The sequence below is a fragment of the Silvimonas soli genome (assembly GCF_030035605.1).
Lineage (GTDB): Bacteria > Pseudomonadota > Gammaproteobacteria > Burkholderiales > Chitinibacteraceae > Silvimonas > Silvimonas soli.
Map to the genome: position 1 here is coordinate 1,854,450 of NZ_CP106736.1, position 23,180 is coordinate 1,877,629.

Consider the following 23,180-nt stretch of genomic DNA (forward strand, 5'->3'; position numbering starts at 1 on the left):
TCTCTCGGTAAAATATCAAAAATCACCGAAATTTTTACTGAAAGCTGACACTTGCATGCATGCAAGGTTGGTGGAGTATTTGCAATGAGCTTCTTCCCAGTATTCTTGTCAGTTGTGTATGTAGTGCGTAATCAACAGCCGCAACTTGAGACAATTTTGAAAGACGCCTCTGCAGCTTTATCGTCCTTGGCGAGTGATTACGAGCTGATCGTCGTCGATAATGCTTCAAACGACGAAAGTGTGTCGATTCTGAAGAGGCTGACCGCCCAGAATGGGTTACCAAACCTGCAAATCTACGCCCTGACAAAAGAGGTGGATGCAGACACAGCCTCTTGGGTCGGGCTGGAAAGTGCGCTTGGTGATTTTGTAGCTGTTATCGATCCGCTGACTGATGACATTTCCTTTCTGCCCCAGATGCTAGACAAAGCTGTGAGCGGTGCGGATGTGGTGTTTGCCAGGAATTTGCAAAAGCCAGCGCAGAACGTGACTTACCGGGCTGCTTTTTCGGTGTTCAACCGTCTCTATAAGTATTTCAGCGGTGTTCACCTTGCTAATGAGGCCCCTCAGTACCGATTGCTCAGCAAGCGTGTGGTGAACTTTATTCTGCAGCATGCTCAACCTGCGACGACTTATCGGCATTTGCCCGCGACAGGGGGGTTCGCTCGGGCCAATCTGGAGTACAGTACCCCGCCGTTTTCGGCAAAGCAGAAGAAACTGGGTGAAAGCGTCGACCGAGGCATGCGTTTACTGGTGTCGACAACCAAGGCCCCTATGCGCTTGGTGACTGCTCTTTCGTTGTTTGGCGCGGTTGCTAACTTGGTTTACTCCATTTATGTGGTGGCCATCGGCTTGTTCAAGCCCCACGTAGCACCGGGTTGGGTGAGCTTGTCCTTGCAACAGTCCGGTATGTTTTTTCTCATTTCGCTGGTTCTTCTGGTTTTGGGCGAATATATCCTGCAGATGGCTAGCCTTTCAAATGAGGGGCCGCTTTATCATGTTGCTCAGGAGTTCACCAGTGCTCGCATGACCCATCGTGAAAAGCTCAATATCGAGGAAGTAATGGCGCCTCCCACCAATGGGACACTCGGTGAAGAGCAGCGAGTTCACGGATGACAGGTTCGGGAAGCACATTTGATGCCGTCATTATCGGCGGTGGCTTTTACGGTTCGGCAATCGCAATTTATCTGGCCAAGCAGCGCGGATTGCGGCGGGTTTTATTGCTTGAGCGAGAAACCCAGCTGCTGGTTCGTGCCTCTTACAATAACCAGGCGCGCGTCCATAATGGGTATCACTACCCGCGAAGCTTTACCACCGCCTTTCGCAGCCGAGTGAATCTGCCGAAATTTGTTCGCGATTGGCCCGAGGCAGTCAAACGCGATTTCACCAAGTTGTATGCGATTGCCCGGCGCAATTCAAAAGTCACAGCACGCCAATTCGAGCGCTTTTGTCATGAGATTGGCGCGAATGTCAGCCCCGCTGACGCAAAGCTCCGGGCTCTTTTTGAGCCACGACTGATTGAGGACGTGTTTGCCGTTGAGGAATATGCATTCGATGCAACAGTGCTGGCCCGCTGGGCCGAGCGTGAACTGGACGATAATGGCGTACGGGTTCTGCTTGGTACCCGGGCAACCGGTGTTACCAAAATGGCGGACGATAGTCTGGCCGTGACAATGCAAACTCCGGGCGGCGAAACAGAACAGGTGCAATGCCGGTATCTCCTGAATTGCACCTATAGCGGACTTAACCAGTTGCGCGGCAATTTTCCCGGAACGCAAACTCGTCTCAAGCATGAAATTACCGAAATGGCGCTCATGCACGTACCTCCCGAGCTAGAGAATATTGGCATTACGGTAATGGACGGGCCTTTCTTTTCGCTAATGCCATTTCCTGCTCGTGGACTACATACTCTTTCCCATGTCAGGTATACGCCACATTTAAGCTGGGAAGATGAGTTGGGCACCGATCCGTATGAAAAGCTCGCTCGCTACGAGCGTGCTACACGCACGGACAGAATGGTGAGAGATGTAGGGCGATATCTGCCGTCTGTACTCGCAGCGCGGCATATTGATTCGCTGTTTGAGGTGAAAACCGTCCTAATGAAAAATGAGGGCGATGACGGCAGACCCATTTTGTTTGAAAAGCATTTTGATTTGCCAGGGTGTTTTTCAGTGCTTGGCGGCAAGATAGACAATATTTATGACGTTCTTGAGAAACTGGAAATTGAGCAGTTCGAGAACCTGGAGCAGATGTAATGACAAATGCACTGATTGGTTTCTCCGGTTTTGTGGGGAGTACGCTTTTGCGGCAGGCCCACTTCGATGCGTTGTACCGTTCAACCAATATCCAGGATATTGCGGGTGAAGCGTTCGACGTTGTGGTCTGTGCCGGGGCGCCGGCACAGAAGTGGATTGCTAATCGCGACCCGGAGGCGGATCGCCAGAAGATCGAATCGCTGATTTCACATCTTAAAACGATTAAATGTGAAACTTTCGTTCTGATTAGCACCGTGGATGTTTTCTTGCAGCCTCTAGGGGTGGACGAAGACACGGCAGTGCAGGAGACAGGTCTACATGCATATGGCCTGCATCGCAGACAATTGGAAAAGTTTGTTCAAGAGCACTTCCCCAAACATTTGATTGTGCGCTTGCCTGGTTTGGTCGGCCCGGGGCTGCGTAAAAATGTGATTTATGACTTCCTGAATAACAACAATCTTGTGTCCATTGAAAGTCGAGGGGTATTCCAGTTTTACCCAATGGTGAACCTTTGGTTCGATATTCAAGTTGCACTGCAGGCTGGACTGACATTGGTCCATCTGACGGCTGAGCCAATCAGCGTTGCCGATGTCTCGCTTCTTGGCTTTGGCAAGCTCTTTGGGCATCAATTGTCCGGCACACCTGCCCGGTATGACATGCAAACTTTGCATGCGGCAATCTTTGGCAAAGGCGGACGGCATCAATATAGCGCTAGCGAAACGCTACTTGCCATACGCGCATATGCTCAGTCTGAGCCCTTCGCTCGGACCTCCTCGGCGGGTGTAGCATGAGATTGGCCATATCGAATATTGCGTGGGACACCACTGAAGATGAAGGGGCGGCCGCGCTTTTGAAGAAATACCACGTCGACGCCATTGATATAGCGCCCGGCAAATATTTTCCCGTGCCAGGAAAAGCAACTGCTGCTGATATGCATGCCGTTAAAGATCAATGGGCTGAGCGTGGCGTTGAAATTACCGGGATGCAAGCGTTATTGTTTGGGACAACGGGGCTGAATATGTTCGGGGCTCCTGATATCCAACAGGCTATGCTCGATCATCTCGGGGCGGTGTGTCGCCTCGGTGCTGGTACCGGTGCGAAACGGCTTGTGTTTGGCTCTCCCAAAAATAGAGATCGCTCGGGCTTGAGTGACTCACAAACTTTGGATATGGCGATTCCATTCTTTCGTCGCTTGGGTGACTTGGCCCTGCAGCATGATGTCATCGTGTGCCTTGAACCAAATCCCCCTTGTTATGGTGCAAATTTCATGACTGATAGCGTGGAAACGGCTGAGGTGGTTCAGCTGGTCGGGCATCCCGCTATAAAAATGCAGCTAGATACTGGCGCTTTGACTATCAATGGCGAAAACGCGCGCAATGTATTGGCGGAGCACGCTGAATTAATAGGGCACGTACATGCCAGTGAACCCGATCTGATTCCACTAGGGGATGCAAAAACAGATCATGGAACGCTCCATGCCATTTTGAGGGAGTACCTGCCTGAGCATGTGGTTTCGATCGAGATGGTGGCGACAAAGCATGAGCCACATCTCGCTTCGATTGAGCGGGCATTGATTGTGGCAGTCCAGAATTATAGGTCTGCGAAGGAATATCGCTAATGAAATGGCTGATCCTTGTCTTGGGTATCGCAGCTAATGCGTCGGCCAGCGTGCTCGTCAAACTGGCCATGCTCCCGCCCAGAAAGTTTCCATCGCTTTCCGACCCAGCCGCAGCGCTGACAAACTGGCCATTTTGGGTGGGATTGACTCTTTATGGCGGGGCATTCCTGCTCTATGCAGCGGCATTGGCACGATTGCCCTTGAACATTGCACATCCCATTTTAACCTCTGGTGCAGTTGCCACCGTTGCTTTGTCGTCTACATTGATTTTTCGGGAGCCATTTCACTGGACAACCGGTGCGGGCATTCTGTTAGTCATTGCGGGTGTTTTTCTTATTACTGTGCGAGTTGCGTAACCCAATGGCTATGACCTCCTGCGTTTCTCCTGATGTACGTGCCTCTTGGCAGGTGCCTTCATTTACCCAATCTCTGTGGTTGGGTCGGCAGCATCCGTGGTGTGTAGTTATTCCTGTCATTAACGAAGGCGAACGTATCAAAAGCCTGATTGCGAGGATGGACGCACTGGGTATTGCAGAAGTCGCGGATATCATTATTGTCGATGGAGGAAGTACCGACGGTTCTCTGGAATTAAGCGCCCTGCAGGCAAAGGGAGTCCGGGGACTTCTGGTGAAAACTGGGCAAGGAAAGTTAAGTGCCCAATTGCGCTGCGCATATGCTTTCGCTTTGGACATGGGCTATTCGGGGATTGTGACCATTGATGGCAACGACAAAGATGATCCCGAGCCGATCCCGAGATTCATTGCAGCGCTTAACGACGGGGTCGACTTCGTCCAGGCCTCCCGTTTCATTGCCGGTGGTATTGCCCAGAACACCCCAAAAGCGAGGGATTTTGCTATTCGATTTATTCACGCCCCCTGCCTGAGCTTGGCCTCAGGATTCAAGTGGACTGACACAACCCAGGGCTTTCGGGCATATAGTAGCCAGTTGCTACTTGACCCTGCAGTTGCCCCGTTTCGAGACGAGTTTGCCGGGTACGAACTACTCGCTTACCTCTCTTATATCGCGCCCAGGATGGGCTATCGCTGCGTTGAATTGCCGACAAGCAGAAAATATCCGAAGGGTGAGGTTCCGACCAAAATCAGTAGTGTCCGTGGAAATCTTGCGGTTATGAAGGTGCTATTAAAGGCATGCCTTGGCCAATACAATCCATCCCAGAAACTTTAAAAAAAAATCATATTAATGAAAATCGTATCCATTGAAAGCAGCAGGACTTTATTGTTGTTTGCATGCCTGTTTGTCGTCATATTCTCGTCTCTGCACCTTAACACCGGTTCTGGTTCCAATGGGAATGTTGAGCAATGGATTAACCTGACGAATCAGATGTTCTATGGAAAGCAGGACTTCCTATTCAGTTACGGGCCGATGTACTGGATAGCGGGAGGTGCGACATCACAGTATAGCGTCATGTCTTACTGGGGAGCTATTGGCTTCTTGAGCTCCATTAATGCGGCCGTATGGACACTGATTTTATCAATGACCTTGAAAGCAGGTTCGATTGCTTTCCTAGCTATCGCATTTTTTCTTTTTTTTGGAAATTTGGTTTTTCCTCCCTCCTTGTTTTTATGGCCGTTCATAGTTGCGACCTATCTGGACCATAGAAAGTCGGTCGATCGACCCATCAATTTAAAGCAATGCATTGTGCTTGGAGTCCTTGCAGGAGGAGCCATCTACATAAGATATTTCTATGGCTTGGTGGCTGCAGCCACTTTTGGATCTTATTTTTTTAGTTGCATGATTAGTGATAGAAAAATTCATCTGTTCGGCGTATTTGCTGCCAGCATGGTCGTGAGCTATTTGTTTGTTGGGTTATTGGTTTTCCACGACACGACCAGCATAATTAGTTACGTTGTCATCAACAATCAACTGAGTTTTGGCAATTCTGTTGATATGACACTAGATGTGGGGAATACTACAAAAACTTGGATTATTGTTGCTCTTGTATTGGTTGCGCTTAACGCGTACGTCGTTCTACGCAAAAGACAGTTTTTCCTCACAATTAATATTCTCTTGCTGATTTTCTTCAAGCTGGGCTTTGGGCGTGCAGACCATTATCTCAACTATTTTGTTTCGCCTGTGGCCATGCTCGCGCTCTTGGCTATTTTTGAGAAATCAAAAATTGGCCGTGCAGTATTTTTGCTAATCATGATCGCTTTGTACTACTTGTCAACCACGCCAAGTTACATCAACTCCCCCACGAGGGACCCTTTGCGTGCAGCCATTGATTTCAATAGCAGCTACGCGGCACGAATGGCCAATGCTTACCCAGAATTCAAGCTGGATTCAGTAATGCGGGAACTCATAGGCAATTCTACCGTTGACGTTTATCCGTATAACAATGAGTACATATTCGCCAATGAATTAAATTATCGGCATAGGCCGCTATTCCAAGGCTATATGACACTTACGCCGAAACTCGACGCTATGAATCAGACTTATTTCGAATCGCCTAACCGCCCCGAGTTCATATTGTGGACTGCGGGCATTTCATGTACTTCTGCCCGGTGCAACCCGTTCGATTCGCCTGACCAGAAATATTCGCTAAATGAAGACCCGTTAACCACTAGTTCAATTCTTCTTAATTATCATGTTGTTAAAAGTGGCAAGGGGAAGGGCGGCGTGCCGCTGCTGCTTTTGCGCAAAAATCAGTTTGTGACAGCCTATGCGGAAAAATTTATTGCCGAGCGAAATATGGAATTTGGAAAATGGTATTTAGTTCCCAAAGTGAGCGGTGGCTTGCTTAAAATCAAACCGAATTTCAAGCTGACCATTTATGCAAAGGTCAAAAACATGTTATTCCGCGGCAATGTCCTGAAGATTAAACTTAAAGGGCAATCTGGGCAGATACGCGAGTATAGGCTGAATATTTTGAATGCTTCCAGCGGTGTGACGGTATCGCCGTTGTTGGATAACATTGACCTTAGCGGCGAAAGAATCACCGAAATTATGTTTGATACAGCATCAAGTGGCTATTTTGAACCAGAGTTCACAGCGAATTGGGTCAACATTGCGGCCGCTAGTATTGTAGATCGTGGGTATGTATCGTCTGACGCCATTGTAAACGGGGTTCCGGCCCATGATGACCAAAAGTCGGGAGTATGCGATGGCTCAATAGATACAGTGAATGGGGCATTGATCACAGCCGCCCCCCTGCGGGTGTCGGATTTTATGGGGGTGCGCGGATGGCTAGCAGCATCCACTCAGAAGGGCGAGATTTATGACAATATCTTCCTCACCTTCACGAATCAAGCCGGCAAGCAGATCTACGTTAAAACTCGCAGCCAGATACGAGACGACGTAGCGAAGGCGTTCAAACAGCCTCCACTTAGCGCTGCTGGTTTTGAGTCACAAGTTGACGTTTCGGGGTTTCATGGAAAGGTCATACTAGGCATGGCTGGAATGATCGGCTCTGTTCTCTATACGTGCAGCCAGTTTCAGGTACCGATTCAATTGGTAAACTAAGCAACCAACATTTGGCTTGATCTCCTCCCGCTTAGCCGAGCGGCTAGAACTGGAGATTCCCGGCTTCAAGGTGTGCGAGCCGGAACTCGCTCGGGGTCCGGTTTCCCAGTGAGCTATGCGGCCTGAACTCGTTGTAGTCGACCCGCCAGCGCTCAATCTTTTCCCGCGCATCGTCCAGCGACAGGAACCAGTGCACGTTCAGGCATTCATCCCGCAGACTGCCGTTGAATGACTCGATAAACGCATTATCTGTGGGTTTGCCCGGACGTGAGAAGTCGAGCGTGACCCCGTGTTCATACGCCCAGTGGTCCAGCGCATGCGAAATGAACTCGCTGCCATTGTCCACCTGAATCCGTTGCGGCGTCCCGCGCAATGCCTGTAGATGCCGCATCGTGGCCACGACATCCACTGCTTTCAATGCGTAATCCACCGTGATGGCCAGGCTCTCTCGGCTAAAATTATCCACTACAGTCAACGCCCGGATTCTTTGCCCGTTGAACAGCTGGTCCGCGATAAAATCCATGCTCCAGCAGGCATTTACCGTAGAGACTTCAGGTCGCCCCTGCCGGTGCGCGGCAGCCACGCGACGGCGTGGCCGCTTGCTGCGCAGGTTCAGCCCTTCCTCGCAGTAAATCCGGTACGTCTTCTTGTGGTTGATCAGCCAGCCTTCGCGCCGCAACAGCACATGGATGCGCTCGGCACCGTAGCGAATGCGCGTGGCCGCAATCTCCCGGATCCGCTGTCGTTCGGCCCGGTCATCCCGGGGGTGGGCGTGGTAGAAGTAAGTGGCCTGCCGCAACCGGATCACTGCCGTCGCCCGGCGGATGCTGACCCGGTAAGCCTCAATCAGGAAGTTGGCCAGCTCGCGCTTGCGGGCTGGCTTCAGAGCTAATGGAATGGTCCGCCCCTCCCTCTGCAGGAACATACTTTGATTGGGCTTCACCTTTCAGCAAGGAGACGATCATGAGAAACAAACCTGTTGGCGCAACCGTGTACGGGATCGATCTGGGTAAGACCACTTTTCATGTCGTGGGTCTGGACGCTGCGGGTCATCCTGTTCAGCGCATTACGCTCAGTCGTAACACCATCTTCACTTTCTTTTCGAATGCCACTGCGGCGCGGATCGGCATGGAGGCCTGCCCCGGATCACAATGGCTTGCCAGGAAACTTGAATCTATGGGGCATACAGTCAGAATCATCCCGGCCCAGTTCGTCAAACCCTATGTCAAATCCAACAAGAATGACCTGATCGATGCAGCAGCCATTGCCGAAGCCGTGACGCGCCCCACCATGCGTTTTGTGCAGGCACGTTCCGTGGAGCAAGTGGAATTGCAGGCCCGGCATCGGATCCGGGACCGGTTGATTGCCAGCAGGACTCGCTTAATTAACCAGGCTCGCGCATTCTGCCTTGAGTTTGGCATCCCCATCCGGGCCGGTAGCAGTGCATTCAAGCTCGGCTTGCCGCAGGTGCTGGCTGATGAAACAAATGATCTCACGCCTCCCATGCGCGACATGCTCCGAGACCTGGCAAATGAGCTGGGGCAGATCGAGCAGCGCATCAACGACGTCACCGAACACATCAATGCCGTTGCAACCCGTTCAGAGATGGCAAGGCGCCTGACCAGCATTCCCGGTATCGGTAATCTCGGTGCTACTGCCATTCTGGCGGCCGTCGGGGATGGTCATCAGTTTCATAAGGCCAGAGATCTTGCCGCCTGGCTGGGGCTCGTGCCTGCGCAATACTCCACCGGTGGCAAATCGACCCTTCTCGGTGTCAGCAAGCGCGGCAACAGCTACATCCGGCGTTTACTCATTCATGGCGCGCGCTCTTGTGTCCTGCATCTGGACAGCTCAAAGGACCGGCTGGGCGAGTGGATCGCCGGGCTGGAAGCACGCATGCATGCGAACAAGGTGGTCGTGGCACTGGCCAACAAACTGGCCAGAATCGTGTGGGCGATCCTGAACCACCCTGGCACACTCTATTTACGTGACGGCCGGATCAGCACACGAACACCACAGCAGGAAGGAGAAATTGCCTGACCCATTCCCAGTTTGCTGGATTCTGTATTGACGACAAAACAGCCAAACGGCGCACGGTAAATCTTGCAAAAAAAGCGGGTTCAGAGCCCGAACCGCTATTTAGAAACCGTACGCGCGTATTTCATCATGGCCTGGCTGTAACAACAGCCCACTCGCGAGAGGCCGGATACATTAAGGCAAACTGTTCTGTCACGGATACACCATCTTGCAAAGCCGGGGCGGACCATACATTTTTTTGAATGACTTCCTGCAGCATCTGCTTGTCCAGGCTCAGGTCAGCCACCATCCGCTTGAGCCGGGCATTTTCTTCTTCCAGCTGCTTCAGGCGCCTCAATTCGCTCACGCCCAGCCCGGCGTATTTCTTTTTCCAGAGATAAAACGTGGCCTCGCAAATGCCCATCTTGCGGCAGACCTCCGCCGTGGCGGTGCCCGACTCGGCCTGGCGCAGCGCAAAGGCAATTTGTTCTTCCGTGTATTTCGACGTTTTCATGGCCAATCTCCTGCCCGTGAAGGCATCAAATCTGCCAGAAATCCCTGGTTTTCGCTGCTCCGGTTTTGTGGGAGGAGATCACTCATCAACGCGAGGTACAGCTACGCCAGATTCAGCCGGGCAAGCCGAACCAGAATGCGTACATCGAATCATTCAATGGCCGGTTTCGTGATGAATGCCTGAATGAACACTGGTTTACCAGTCTGGCCCATGCACGGGTACTCATAGAAACCTGGCGCCGGGAATACAACGAGGAAAGACCCAAGAAATCGCTGCGCGGCCTGACGCCGTCCGCGTATGCCAGGCAACTGGCGGCGAAGTCGGTTAGCCGCTCGGTTAGGCGGGAGGAGATCACCCGCCGAACTAAAGAAATGGCTAAGATTACCGGCCATGCCCCTAGAAGACGAATTTAATCCCGTTTACAAATACTTCCTCCAGGCATCCACTTACATCTTATCGGTCAGAAACAGTCCATTTAAGCCCGAGGCAACACTCGCACGTCGAATGCAATTCTTTATTCATGTTACAACGCAGCTACGGAGATAAATGAGCCTAGTCCTGTTCAACAACAAATGTTAGGATGAAGGAAATAGAATGTGCACTAGCCTCGTTACCGGCAGCAAAAAATATTGGAAATTTGTCTATGCTAACCAACGCTATTATCATCAGAAAAGCAATCAGCATATTATTTTATGCGGGAATATTTTTTTTAGCTATCTCCATTCTATTTTTAAGAAATCCTGATCCTATTTTTAATCCTGTAATTTACGCAGAGGATGCACTTTGGACTGCATCAGGGCTGACTAACGGGTGGTTACACGTATTGCTTCACGCGAGAACGGACTATTTTGTTTTTATCAATATATTTTTATTGTTTATTTCCACAAAATTAAGCACTTTTTTTTCAACAAATCCGCTCTCTCTTCTTCCGCAAGCAATTGCTTTTGTTTCTTTTTCATTCTACTCCGCTATAGCAACGTTTGCATTTGCAACTCTAAGGAAAATCACTACATCATTCTTTTCCGGAATCGGATTCATTTTGATTGTTTTGCTTCCAATGGGCAACACGCAAAATGAAACAATTGGGAGAATATTGCAAGTTGGATTTGTCATCCCCTTGCTTGTCGTAATGTTGCTTTTTTGGCGTGACGAACTAAGATGCAAATTGCTTTCAATTTGCGTTGATATATTTTTATTTATTTGTGCTGCAACAAATCCGATTACATTAGTCCTTGTTTTTTCTTACGTTATTTTTGATTACTCGCGAGACGAAAACTTCTTGTCATGTATAAGAAGAACAGGAATTCTGATTACTTCATTTACTGTTCTCGCCATATACCTCCTCCCCCGACTAGGTGGTAAAGGCGGGGTTCCGGAGGATATGGTTAGTAGCAACCTAATTGAAGCAACAGTTGCAAGACCTTTACTCTACCCCTTTTTATTTCCATGGTACGAGAAACTATCAGACGCGGTTTCTATCTTACTTTTTTTATTTTTATTTGCAATGACTTACAATGCCTACCGAAAATCAGGCAACGAGCACGCAAAGAAACTTATTCTATTTTCCGCTGTTGCTTTGGCAATCTACGATCTATTGTCTATCATTAAGCGACCGGGCTTGACAAGCTTTTTTTCAAACTATCAAAACACTGGGCCAGATAGATATTACGTAGGATTGAATGTATTGGTGGTATTTTTGACAATTTCTTGTATTTCTCAAATATCGCGAGCGCGGAAAAATATATTTTTCTTATTTTTAATAATGGTATCGATTTTTGAAGTTTACGCTTTCAACGGGTCGCTGATTTTTGAATTTTATGAAACTCGGCAGCCCATAAAAACGATGTTTAACTTTCCTGAGCAAATTTGTCTTAGTGAGCCTCAAATACCTTTAGAAGCCACGTCGCGGATAGAAATTTATCCTGAAACATCAGAATGGATCATGTCAGTTCCTTCTCGTTATATAAAAAAAGAGGGATGTAATTTTACTAGCCGTGCAGATGCTGGAATCGCCCACCTAGGTGAAGTATATAAAATACAACCAAGCACCCCACTTGGAGAGGCTAATGCAATACCCCTCTTAATGACAGCGGCTCAACAAAACCAAAACACAAGCTTAAATCGTATAGGGGTTATGTTTGCAACCTACGTTAAAATAAACCAAGGCGATGCCGTATTGCGCCTAAGGGGGCCGAAAGGCGCCGAATTCATTCAAAGATTTTCTCTGGCAACACTCTCGGATAATAAATATCACTATTTCAACCTTGATTCAAAGCGTTACACGCTCGGTGAAATTTCCGGACTCACTGGTAGAGGGGTGAGCACATGGGAAGCCCATGGTGACAATGGAAGCGTTAATACCTGCCTTGTGTATGAGTACGTCGACGGCAAGAAACGCTTTACACCAGGATGCCCATTAGATGGGCCAGTTCGAGTGCTGAGATAAGCGCTTCACAAATTAGCCGCTCGGATTCAACCGGTCAGTATAAGCCCTGCGTATTACTGACTGGTCTGGCCCGGCCTCAATGGACACCGTGTTAAGCACTGAGTGCTGATTTGCGCTGCTCGAATTCCACCGGGGTCAGATACCCCAAGTCGAATGGCGGCGATGAAGATTGTAAAACCGGTGTATTCAAACACAGCCAGCACCTGGTTCACTGCATCACGCTTGAACGATTCGGGGTAAGTACGTCTGTCTTGGTCATGAACACAACTCCTAGGTGGGCATTATCCACCTTAAGTTAGTCCATTGAGGTCGGGGCACACCACGAACGGAACGAGAACAAAGAGATCGCCTATGCTGAAACCCTAGACGATTCAGGACAGTAGCGGAATGCACAAACTATAACGTGCTCAGCATGCGCGAGACTATCGACTTGTTTGGCGTTGGCTTTGAGATGCCGAAGGAATGGAAACCTGAAGTTTATCAAGAGTACATGGTGCCAATTCTGATTAGCCGCGACGAAGGCCCTCAAGTACTTCACGCAACCTACGGGACGATTCCGAAAAAGCACTTTCCGCCCGGCGCCAAATTCTCAACGGTGAACGACCTCGTCGGATCAATTGGCGAAAAGCATTGGTTTAAAATCGGTTTGGAAGCGCTGCCAACTTTGTTTGGTGCCGATACTGCAGTTCTACGATCCGTGCAATGAAACTGCTAACTCCAAGAAAAAACCTAAGTTTTAGCACGATAGCGCAAATGCTAGACAAAGTGTTGCGCTGTCTGAATCCCTCTAGGTTAAGAACCTCGGGGGTTTCGACGACGCCGAACAATTAACCAGCGCGGAGCGCGAAAGCGGGCAATACAACGGTATAGCCATATATAAGCGACAATAAACATGACCACAGAACACTGAAGAGCAAATGTATTGCTCCAGAAAAGCGTCGCGGGAATCACGCCCAAAGAAGACAATAACCATAGATAAGGTGATGTCATCGAATTGCGAAATACCTTATGCCGTGGATCCGGGCTTCCAACCGCCCAACGCATCAGGCGTTTGTACACAAGCTGATGCAAATGGGCGGCATCGGGAAGGCCAGGATTAGCTTGACGCGACAGACGTCTTGCCATGGTAAATATGGTTTCAACAACAGGGTAAATCACCAAGAGGAAAGCGAACCAAGGCGATACGCCTGGATTACGCGCTATCAGCAAAATTGCCGACGCCGCAATCCAGAAGCCCAGAAGATAAGCGCCACCATCCCCCAGGAATATCAGGCCCCTTGGCCAGTTCCAGAACAAAAACCCAAGGCACGCACCAATGCCGCCTGCAGCCAAGGACCAAATTAGGTGGTCTCCATTCAGGAAAGCAACGTACCCGATCCCTGCCAGCATGATTGCAGCCACCGCCGCCGACAAGCCGTTATAACCGTCAATAAAGTTCATCGCATTGGTTACGCCGGCCAACGCAACAACCGAAAAAACAAAAGAGATTGCGGGAATACTCATAACACTGTCGATAAAAGAGATATCGAGCCGCACAACCCGAATGCCAAGTAACCACCAGGCGAGCATGGCTGAAAATAAAATACAGCTCATCCGCAGAACGACCCCTCCGCGCTTGCTAATATCTTCAAAAAGCCCACTGGCAAATGCCGGGAGCACCACCAGCAACATATGTAAAAAAAACAGTTGTTCAGTTTTCGCCCGATACCACAGTGCCACCCAGCATGAAAGTAGTGCCACCACAATCGCAAGGCCACCAATCCTCGGTACCGGCCAGACATGAAATTTCTGAACTCCGGCAAGATCGGAATCTGAGCTAAAACGTGCGTGCAAATGGCTGCTGCGAACTAGCCACATCGACACGAGGAACGCTACAGCAAAGGAGAAAACAATAGGTAGCACGTATTATTACTCGATGAAAAAAGGATCATGGATCTACTGCACCTAACGCAGCCACGACAGGTAGGCCATCTTATTATGGGTTCATTTTATAATAAAAGCTCACGTTTCGCTCGGGCGTTCCTCGTCTTTCGGTATGAATCTAAAAACCAACCCCATTTAAAGAAATAACGCACACTTGATGCAACATGGAAAAAAAGTAATTTCTTGCTCTTATATGAACCTTTCGCATACGCATGAGTAATTGAAGCTTCCGGATAAAAACAATTAATCCAGCGCGCCCCAATTCGCCGACAAAGATCGGTATCTTCAAGATACATAAAATACCCTGGATCAAATCCACCGACCCCATCAAAAGCCTTTTTTCTTAATAACATGAAGCATCCGGAAAGCACTGGAATGTCAGCGATTTCGTTATAACTCCAATTAGCGAGATCATATCGGCTGCTCATTGAATTTAGACAGGGCATTGAGGGCAAAAAACGCCTTGCCAGCAAATCAACAGGGGTGGGCAACATTTTACACAGCCGCTGTATATGCCCGTCAGGAAATCGTACCTGCGGCATCAGCAATCCCACGTCCTCATTATTTCCAATATAGGTCAGCATTTTTTCTATATCCGAGGGCAAAAACGAAACATCTGGATTAACCACAAGATGAAATTCTGCGCCAAATCCACTCAACCAAGAATAAGCAAGATTATGCCCTTTTCCGTAGCCTAGATTGCGTCCGATGGATAAATAACCCCAGCCATTTTTCAAAACTTCATTTTTTAAAATTGCATCACCAAAATTATCGACCACACAAATTGCCGTACTACGTAGCGCACACAGTGATTGAAACAAGGGCTCCAATTCTGACAAAGTGGATTTATATATAACCACCGAGATGGTTAATTTTAATTCGCTCATCGCCTTCCCGACCTGCCAATCATCCCATGCCACAATCCGCTCAACATCATTTTGAAATGAGCAGCACCGTTATCCGCGAACACACCATAAACAACGAAACGTATTGGTAATTTTGTCAGCTCAATAAGCTTCCAGCAGAGCGGAACGTAACTTCGCCGCATCAACGCAATGCCGTTTCTAACAAAATAATAATGCCTTAAAGGTGAATGCAAAGGGTAGCGCCTACCAAATACGCTGATAGGTTCCTCGCCCAATGTGTGCTGCATTACAATTTGCGGACAACCATACGAGGCCCAGCCCAGTGCATTAGCACGCAAGCCCCATTCAATATCCACAAAATCAATAAACAAACTATCATCCATTGGACCCACCGCATTCCATGCCTCGCGAGTAATGCAAGCACCAGAAGTAATCAGATAATCCGCACGAATGATTTGTTCGCCCTGAGCAGGTAGGCGCCGTATCCTCAGCCCCTCGCGCCGGATAAATGGCGCCAATCGGCCAAGCCGACGATCAAAATAGGCCGGCCCAACCTGTGCTACTTGTCCAACTTGTTGTGCCTGATAACAACAATCGAGCAGCGCTTGAAGAGCGCTGGATGTGACATCACTATCTTGATCGAACAAAAAGACATAACCACATCCCGCGTCGAGCAGGTATTTGATACCAATATTGAGCGCAAAGGCAATACCCATGTTTTCCATCATTACCAGCAAGCGGACATTACCGGCACTCTCAATGGGAAGTTCAATCGCAGCCCCCCCTGGAGTGTTATCAACCACAACCAGCTGCTGCACGAACCGGGACAGACGTGTGATTCTTGCGATCACATCAGGATCAGGGAAATAAGCAACAATAACAGCCCCAGCTATTTTGGGGACACCACTCACACCAGGATCGGTCATTCTTATTCCAGAAAAGCTTTGCAATGAATTTCTCAGGCCCGTCTTCGATCTCATATTGCAAAAATGGACGTGTTAAATTGCACACCGCGAGTAATGGGAAGCGCGGGAGGCATTTCGTTCCGCTACCTCCAGAATTCGCTCCCCCAAAAAAGTCTTTCCACGGGTACATGCCGAAAGCCGCGGCATAAAAACTGCAAAACCAAACTTCAGGAGAAGCCAAACCGAATGTATCAATAGGTGAGCAGCCTTACTGCACGAAAAATCACCATTGCATTCTATTTTGGACTCCACTGAACCAATTTCTTGGTATTTCCGAATACCCTCATGGAATGAATCACTGCCAATATTTAACGCGGAAAGTTAATACGTTTAATCAGCGCCGCCTACCTTCCCATTAATTACCATTTTCTGTATGGCCTTATACCGTTGCGTTGAGTGGACATAAGGCCTTGCCAGTGCACTAACGTTCCGCGATCGAAATCGCGCAGTTAATGGCTGCCATGTAAAAAATCAATGCCGCAAATGACCTCAACCGATTTTAATCACGGAAATCACAAATATAAACTCGATATTATCGCGGCGACATAACTTGCGGATGTCGTCTTTTTTTGTATTACATTTGTGCATATGTATTTAGTCAAAAAAGCGCCTATTAGTCGCTTTGCTTCCCTAAACGAGCCGGTATCTCCTGTTATCAATATTGTTTGCTCGTTAAACATCATGGTGCATTTCAGTTCGTGACTACCCGTGGTTGGCTCGAAATACTGAAAGGGGTTATTTTCAGGTCCAGCCATGGGCTATATGCAGGGTCGCGCTGTAATGCATCGCCGTACGTCCTGGTCATATAATCGACTTCTTTTTCAAAGCGCATCCGTTTGGCTGGAGCGATATCGGCACCCCGCGTAGCTGATTCATAATGGTAAAGCTCTGCAAACGGCGTCCACAAATTTCTGTAACCCGCGTCGCGGATACGTATGCACAGATCGACGTCATTAAATGCAACGACCAAGTCTTCTTCGTTTAGGCCATTGACCTTATCAAACACTTCTTTACGTACAACAAGGCACGCGGCTGTTACTGCGGACAAGTTTTGAACCAACCACGCCCGCCCGAAATAACCAGGATTTTGGCGTGTTAAGCCATGGTGCATATGGCCCGCGACGCCACCAAATCCCAACACTACGCCCGCGTGCTGCAGGGTGTCATTCGGATACCACAGTCTTGCGCCTACCGCGCCAATTTCTGGCCGGACAGCTTGACTCACCATTTCGCTGAGCCAATCAGGAGAAATAACCTCGATATCATTATTGAGCAGGCAAATTATTTCTCCCGCCGCCTCAGCCACGGCACAATTATTCAGCCTTGAATAATTAAACGGTGAGTCATCACGCAGTATCCGGATATGCCCTTTTTGTTGAAGCAACGCAAAATAAGCCAGTGCATTTGGGTCTGTGCTGCCGTTATCTACCAAAATTATTTCATAATTTGGGTAAGTGGTTTTTTCCAAAACACTTTCAATACACTGTCTAACCAGTTCGACTGCATCTCGCGTCGGAATGATAATCGATACTTTGGGAGGGCTAGTTGGCAAGGCATACTTCACACGCAGCATACCCATGCCAGGCATGGCCTCGTCGACCACCGCCGTCACGCCGTTCCTTTGCAGATGCTCTTCTACCGCATGGATGGCAGCAGTCAGTGCGTAGGGTTTCTCCGACCCAGCGGCTGCGGTGCTTCCCGGCACAATACGCCAGTGGTAAAGAATCCGAGGAATATGTACGATCGATCCATGGCCTGCAACTTCGATGCATCTAAGGGCTAGATCGTAGTCTTGGCTACCTTGCATGCCTAATCGAAAGCCCCCAACTTGCCGAACCAACCCTAGCTCGTATACCCCCAAGTGGCTGAACATGTTTTGAGAAAGGAATAAATCCGGGTTCCAGTCTGGCTTGAAATATGGGTCAATACGAAGCCCTTCTGGCGACAGCTTGTCTTCATCACTGTAAAAAAGCTTGGCTAGTGGATTGGCGATAATTGCCTTGGCGACCTCGTACAGCGCGTGCTCTGCCAGTTCGTCGTCGTGATCAAGCAATGCTATAAACTCGCCTGTCGCCAATCCGAGCGCACTGTTGCTTGCCTCTACTATGTGCCCGTTTACTTCGCGAAAGGTGACTTTGATCCGCGAATCCTGCGCGGCATAGCGCTGCAATATATTGCGAACATGCGGCTCCGTTGATGCGTCATCGGCAATACAAAGCTGCCAATGAGGATAAATCTGGTTACGCACGGAATCGATCACTGCCCCTAGCAGGTGTTCTGGCGTGTTGTATGTCGGCATAACGACGCTGATCTGAGGTGGTTTTTCTAGGCTGGCTATCTCATCTTGCATACGCTTGCGGCTTGCTGCGTCCCGAGTATCAAAGCGCGTGATCCAGGTTGGATAATCGATAGGCGTTTCTTGATTCAGCGCCGCTTGAACAATGGGTTCCGGCTGAGGGCGCTCAAGATCACGAAAACTATTGAGGGCCTCTACCGGACCCTCTTTAAGCACAGCCCTGGATGCGCGAGCCCCCAACTTACTCCAGCCCCCCAACGCCGTACGTAGCCGCCGTAGCTTGCCCCACCGCGCTCGCCAAGCGACTGCCACTGACATTACCTTTCGCAGATCGGCCGTTGCCCTCCACGATTTTGATTGATATACGGCTCCAAGTTCACTACGCAACGCATTGACTTCAACACCCAGAACATTGATATGCCCTTCGCGCTGGCCAGCTATCGACAAGGCCTGTGTTAACTCTTGCCCAAGCTCCTTGAGCTGATCATTCAACGTGTGAATCTGACTTTTCAACGCCAAGTTATGTGTTTCAAGGCTTTTGGCATGCTCTTGAAGAGCGTTGGTATGCTCTTCAAGAGCTTTGCCACGGGCAAATTCGTGGGGAGCGGCCACAGGGTCCAGTTTCGTTGGCAACTCAAAAGCCATCATCTGACTTGGACGCGCGGCGCGTTGTGCAATGCGGGTATGTAGCTCATATTCGTCGACCAACAAAGCGCTGAGTCGCGGTGCTACATCCATATCGCAACATTGCATCACGCGCACGATCAGGTCGACGATGTTGAGAGGGACTCCTGCCTCCGGGACTGCCACCACGCCGGCCCGCAACAGGCAATGAAGCAACCCACGAAATACCACATATTCTAGTGAGGTTGATTCCTGCTCATCCCATTCAAAATCGAATCCCGTGAGCTGGCCATCTGCGGCCATCATCAGATTAAATGGAACTGCGTCGATAAGTCGACCCGGCAACACCGCAGTCTTTTCCTGGCCTTGGCTTAACTCATATTGCTTCAACCAATCAATCCAGACCGTTGCCCATTGCGCAATATGGGTTATCTGCCAGCCTGGTTGCCCCAGAATCAACGGCAATTGGTTAAAATAGATTCGCCCATCTAAATAAGCTTCCGAGGAAGTAGCCGCGCCACTTTGCTCTAGGCGCGCGTCCGAAAAAAGCGAATTGCGTAAAACTAGCTTTTCTGTGCCGCGTTGGACAATCCTGATTTCTCGCGCAAATTCTTTTTGACGTTCCGCGGAATAGGCAAATGCCAAGTTGTCTTGCGCCACTTCGGGAGCCCCCTCGCTCGCTATTACGAGAAAGGAATTTGCCAATTCGGCCGCCATACCGTTCGCCGCGACCTCGCGCCACGCTGCACTCTCTACGAATAATCTCTTGTAATCGTAGTGCTGATTACGCGCACTCTGGCCGCAGAGTAAATTTTCAACAAAGTCGGCCCCCTGTTCCATGCCCTTTTCGGTGAAGACAATTGCGGGCAATTTGTAATCAGGAAATGGGTATAGAAACTGCGGTTGCGCAAAACCTGCGTTTAATAGCTGTGCCTGGAGTATTTTTCGGCCAAAGGTTACCGGCCCCTTTGCATCGTAGCGCCCTTCGATACCCACGAAAGCCGACCCTAAATGATCTTCTGGAGCACCGGCAAAATATTTAAGCCCAAGTTGGTTCTCAATCGCGACGATCAACACCCCAGATGGCTTCAGATGTCGCTTTGCAATTTGCAGCGCTGCCTGAATCGGGTCTGGTCCATCAATAAACATGCGGCTGTATTCAAGAACGCCGATCATCGTAACAACGTCGTATTTTTTCCCTTCGGGAAATCGCTGGAAATTATCACTGTATATGCTGACATTCTGCAGACCGCGGCAACGGGCAGCGGCAATACCAGCCCGCCGAGCGCTCCCCTCAACAGCTGTAACGGTCGTGGCAGTTTCACCAAGATAGCGAGTTATGGCGCCGCAACCCGCGCCAAGCTCAAGGACATCGCCTTGCAGGAGGTGTTTAATTGGGCGCAGCAAATTAGCCCGGGCGGGTGAAAAATGGTAAAGAGTGGCCCAGTCATCAGCCTTGGCGAACAACTCGGATGACCCAACTCCGACATCTTTCGTATCGCAAATAAGCTGATAAATCCGGTTTTCCGTTTCGTCACCGTCTGAGTAGCCAAACGGTGCCTGCTCGGGCCGGACATAAATACCCAAGTCAGCGCGAAATTCGAAGCCAGTTATCATTTACTTAAATTCTCTTGATAGGTATATGTTGGGCCAATTGCTGTAAATGTTCTTTCAGCTCTGCCGCTTGGTCTGGGAAAAGACGGATATGATGCTTGTAAGGATTGGGGCGCAGATCACCTCGGCTATGCCTGATAACAAGCCTCTCGATCGCGGCCCTCAATTGCGTACCGTCATCGTCTAGAGAAATAATATCGCCATTTTCGCCGACAACGATATCCTCTGTTACTCCCCCGGCATCCGTTGCGATGACCCAAACATCACGCACAAGCGCTTCTCTAACTGTTAGGCCGAAGCTTTCTTTCCATTGCGTCGGAAATAACAGGACATCAATACGGGCAAAGAATTGGTCTATATTTTTTTGCGTATAAGCAGGCACGATCTGAACATCGCCGGCCAAGCGAAACTGTGCGGGCTCCATCGAGGCTTCGCCCAAATTCAGTAGATTATCCACCAGGATCAACTCATAATTTGCAGTGGACAATCCATTCAGGGCATGCTTGATAACATGTATACCCTTGATTTCTGTGTTTCCACCAACGTAGCCTAACCTTAATTTGGTCGCAGGCAATTTGCGGGTCTCCACTGGTGGACGAATCCCGTTTTTGTGTACCACGATTTGCTCAGCAGCAAATCCATTTTGAGCATATAACTGTTTAAAAAACGCGCTGGGCACCAATAACAGATCAGCTTTCTGTAAAATGCTGCTCAAGCGCTTCTGCCGATAGCGGTTCAATTTTGGATTTTCGACACATCGATCACAGATCGCCAAGTCAATGGTAGTCTGATGACAATATTTTTTCTTTCCGGTAATCATGAATTGGCGGCCACAAATCCACCAAGCATCATGCAAAGTCACTACAAATGGAATCCCTCGAAATTTACAGGCCTCGGCCATCAATGCCCCAAGGCCCTGAACCGAGTGCAAATGGACTACATCCGGTTTGAATATCGCTAACACCTCTAGAAAAGGCGTTAGCGTTGATGGATTTTCAAACTCTTTCGTCTTGTCAGCCTCGTATGGGAGGCCCATGCCAAATACCATGGTATTTTTTGCTTCATAACGTACTAGTTGATAAGGCGGCGCCTTATCAACTGGTAATGCGGTAAATACGCAGACGTCGGTGTCAAGCGTATTTGACAGAAGCGCAGTCAGCTCCTCGGCCACGACCGTTGCACCACCAAAGCTGCGTGGTTCAAAGAAGATATTGACCTGTAATACCCGAAGTTTGTTTCTGGTCGCCTGTGCAGTGGGCCGGCGCTCTAGTAGAGGAGCCAAACTAGTCTGTGCAATTGCGGCGGGCATGTATGCGCTGAGTACGCTGATCTTGGCTGCAGCCCCTATCTTGCTTCGCAATTCTGGGTTTGTGACAAGGTTTTGCAGTGCAAGGCGCCACTCCTCCTGATTGTCCGCGAGATAGCCATTTGCCCCATCCAAAACGACGTCACGGAATGCCGAGCGCGGTGAACATACTGAAGGTAACGACAAGACACCCGCTTCCAGAAATTTGATATTGCTCTTGGCGTCATTAAATATAGAAGGTTCAAGGGGTGCGATGCTGATATCGCACTCGGACAATAACCGCAGGTAATCAGAGTATGCGGCCAGTGGGAATCTCTCTATCTGGTCAACAAACTCGACAAATTCGGCAGGGAGATTTAATTCACCCACGATTCGTAACCTGACCTGCGGATTGGCACGCAAAATTTGGATAATTGCATTGGCAGCGCAGCGAAAATCGGCGTCATGGGTTTTTGTCCCCGAACCATAGCCAATACGCACCACGCTATCGTTCCGAGGTTTGCCCTGAGTAAGCAACGCGTCTACCGCATCCAGCGTTTCGCGATCCAATGCATTGTTTATGACCCATACGTCCTTAATGCCGATTTCACGCATTTCCTGGGCGATCCCTTCTGTCGATGCAATTCCCGCGCCACACGCGATGAGCATTTCCCGATAGAGTCTCGCACCCTCCAGTAATTGCCTGACCATATCTTCGGACAGTTCTTTTAAATTGCTATTGAGACTGTATTTCTCCTCGTTAAAAATGAGGTCGTCTACTTCCCAATATATGCGGGCGCGCAAGCGCCTCGCTTCTTCTACGAGCTGGATACATTGTGGATAAGCGGGCACGCGGTAAAAAATAATGATCGAGTGCGTTTGTAAAGCTGCGGTACAAGCTTGTAAATCGGTCCAGCTCAATACCGTGCAGGGGTAGCCCAACCCACCGACCATTTGCTGTTTTTGAGTTACGCGATATTTGGTGCATTGAGGAATGCTCGTCTCGGCAATAATCAATACGCGACAACCCAACGACTCTATGGCATCTCGGTTAACTGGCGGCAATGATCTGGGTAGCCCCAAACTAACAAGGATGGGCTGATAGCGCAAGACGCCGGAAAGACCTCGCGTGCGAAGAAAGCGAGCGGCACGCAGGCACGTGTGAATTAGCCCGACGTGGCGCAAACTATCTACCACGGCGTGACAAAGACCTTTTACTCGCGACAATGCTAGTTTGGGCGAGCGAAGCGACATAAAGATAAAGCGAACGAACTGCATATT

General features: G+C 49.3%; 15 protein-coding genes and 3 pseudogenes. 11 read left to right on the forward strand and 7 right to left on the reverse strand.

The genetic code is table 11. The features are described from left to right. Positions 1–84 precede the first annotated feature (84 nt). The 7 genes from N7220_RS08495 to N7220_RS08525 are packed head-to-tail and all read left to right on the forward strand — an operon-like array spanning position 85 to position 7,350. Positions 85–1,113: a glycosyltransferase gene (locus tag N7220_RS08495; RefSeq protein ID WP_283151020.1), complete on the forward strand. Its 1,029-nt coding sequence runs from the start codon at positions 85–87 to the stop codon at positions 1,111–1,113. After that, entirely contained in the window at positions 1,110–2,252 is a 1,143-nt protein-coding gene (locus N7220_RS08500; RefSeq protein WP_283151021.1) for an FAD-dependent oxidoreductase, read from the forward strand. The genes N7220_RS08495 and N7220_RS08500 overlap by 4 nt, the downstream gene beginning before the upstream one ends. After that, complete coding sequence (locus N7220_RS08505) at positions 2,252–3,043, forward strand: NAD-dependent epimerase/dehydratase family protein (RefSeq protein ID WP_283151022.1); 792 nt, start codon at positions 2,252–2,254, stop codon at positions 3,041–3,043. The genes N7220_RS08500 and N7220_RS08505 overlap by 1 nt, the downstream gene beginning before the upstream one ends. Continuing rightward, positions 3,040–3,870, forward strand: a complete 831-nt coding sequence (locus N7220_RS08510) for a sugar phosphate isomerase/epimerase family protein (RefSeq protein ID WP_283151023.1) — start codon at positions 3,040–3,042, stop codon at positions 3,868–3,870. Before N7220_RS08505 ends, N7220_RS08510 begins: the two co-directional genes overlap by 4 nt. After that, positions 3,870–4,226, forward strand: coding sequence for an EamA family transporter (locus tag N7220_RS08515; RefSeq protein ID WP_283151024.1), 357 nt, complete (start codon positions 3,870–3,872; stop codon positions 4,224–4,226). The genes N7220_RS08510 and N7220_RS08515 overlap by 1 nt, the downstream gene beginning before the upstream one ends. Before the next feature lie 4 nt (positions 4,227–4,230). Beyond that, the gene (locus N7220_RS08520; RefSeq protein WP_283151025.1) at positions 4,231–5,055 is read left to right on the forward strand and encodes a glycosyltransferase family 2 protein; all 825 of its coding nucleotides are present in this window, start codon (positions 4,231–4,233) and stop codon (positions 5,053–5,055) included. A gap of 15 nt (positions 5,056–5,070) precedes the next feature. Next, a complete protein-coding gene (locus N7220_RS08525; RefSeq protein WP_283151026.1) occupies positions 5,071–7,350 on the forward strand; it encodes a hypothetical protein in 2,280 nt (759 codons plus the stop codon). A gap of 43 nt (positions 7,351–7,393) precedes the next feature. On the opposite strand, the pseudogene N7220_RS08530 reads toward N7220_RS08525, so the two are convergent. Then, positions 7,394–8,236, reverse strand: a pseudogene (locus N7220_RS08530) (IS3 family transposase); the annotation flags it as partial. A gap of 77 nt (positions 8,237–8,313) precedes the next feature. On the opposite strand from N7220_RS08530, the gene N7220_RS08535 reads away from it, so the two are divergent. Further along, entirely contained in the window at positions 8,314–9,390 is a 1,077-nt protein-coding gene (locus tag N7220_RS08535; RefSeq protein WP_283151027.1) for an IS110 family RNA-guided transposase, read from the forward strand. A gap of 226 nt (positions 9,391–9,616) precedes the next feature. On the opposite strand, the pseudogene N7220_RS08540 reads toward N7220_RS08535, so the two are convergent. Beyond that, positions 9,617–9,880: pseudogene (locus tag N7220_RS08540) on the reverse strand (transposase); the annotation flags it as partial. A gap of 56 nt (positions 9,881–9,936) precedes the next feature. Here N7220_RS08540 and N7220_RS08545 point away from each other — a divergent pair. The 3 genes and pseudogenes from N7220_RS08545 to N7220_RS08555 form a co-directional block, all read left to right on the forward strand. Next, positions 9,937–10,206: pseudogene (locus N7220_RS08545) on the forward strand (integrase core domain-containing protein); the annotation flags it as partial. 254 nt (positions 10,207–10,460) lie between these two features. Then, on the forward strand, positions 10,461–12,326 hold the full coding sequence (locus tag N7220_RS08550; RefSeq protein WP_283151028.1) for a hypothetical protein: 1,866 nt from the start codon (positions 10,461–10,463) through the stop codon (positions 12,324–12,326). A gap of 412 nt (positions 12,327–12,738) precedes the next feature. Continuing rightward, positions 12,739–13,032 (forward strand): hypothetical protein, encoded by a 294-nt coding sequence (locus N7220_RS08555; protein ID WP_283151029.1) that lies wholly within the window; start codon positions 12,739–12,741, stop codon positions 13,030–13,032. An 86-nt stretch (positions 13,033–13,118) separates the two neighbouring features. Here N7220_RS08555 and N7220_RS08560 read toward each other — a convergent pair whose 3' ends face one another. The 5 genes from N7220_RS08560 to N7220_RS08580 all read right to left on the reverse strand — a co-directional run bounded on the left by N7220_RS08560 (position 13,119) and on the right by N7220_RS08580 (position 23,177). Continuing rightward, positions 13,119–14,228, reverse strand: coding sequence for an MraY family glycosyltransferase (locus tag N7220_RS08560; protein WP_283151030.1), 1,110 nt, complete (start codon positions 14,226–14,228; stop codon positions 13,119–13,121). 86 nt (positions 14,229–14,314) lie between these two features. Beyond that, a complete protein-coding gene (locus N7220_RS08565; protein WP_283151031.1) occupies positions 14,315–15,136 on the reverse strand; it encodes a glycosyltransferase family protein in 822 nt (273 codons plus the stop codon). Further along, positions 15,133–16,041 carry a glycosyltransferase family 2 protein gene (locus tag N7220_RS08570; protein WP_283151032.1) on the reverse strand — a complete coding sequence of 303 codons (909 nt, stop codon included), beginning with the start codon at positions 16,039–16,041 and terminating at the stop codon, positions 15,133–15,135. The genes N7220_RS08565 and N7220_RS08570 overlap by 4 nt, the downstream gene beginning before the upstream one ends. 730 nt (positions 16,042–16,771) lie before the next feature. After that, on the reverse strand, positions 16,772–20,617 hold the full coding sequence (locus tag N7220_RS08575; protein ID WP_283151033.1) for a glycosyltransferase: 3,846 nt from the start codon (positions 20,615–20,617) through the stop codon (positions 16,772–16,774). A 4-nt stretch (positions 20,618–20,621) separates the two neighbouring features. Then, positions 20,622–23,177 (reverse strand): glycosyltransferase, encoded by a 2,556-nt coding sequence (locus N7220_RS08580; RefSeq protein ID WP_283151034.1) that lies wholly within the window; start codon positions 23,175–23,177, stop codon positions 20,622–20,624. Positions 23,178–23,180 lie beyond the last annotated feature (3 nt).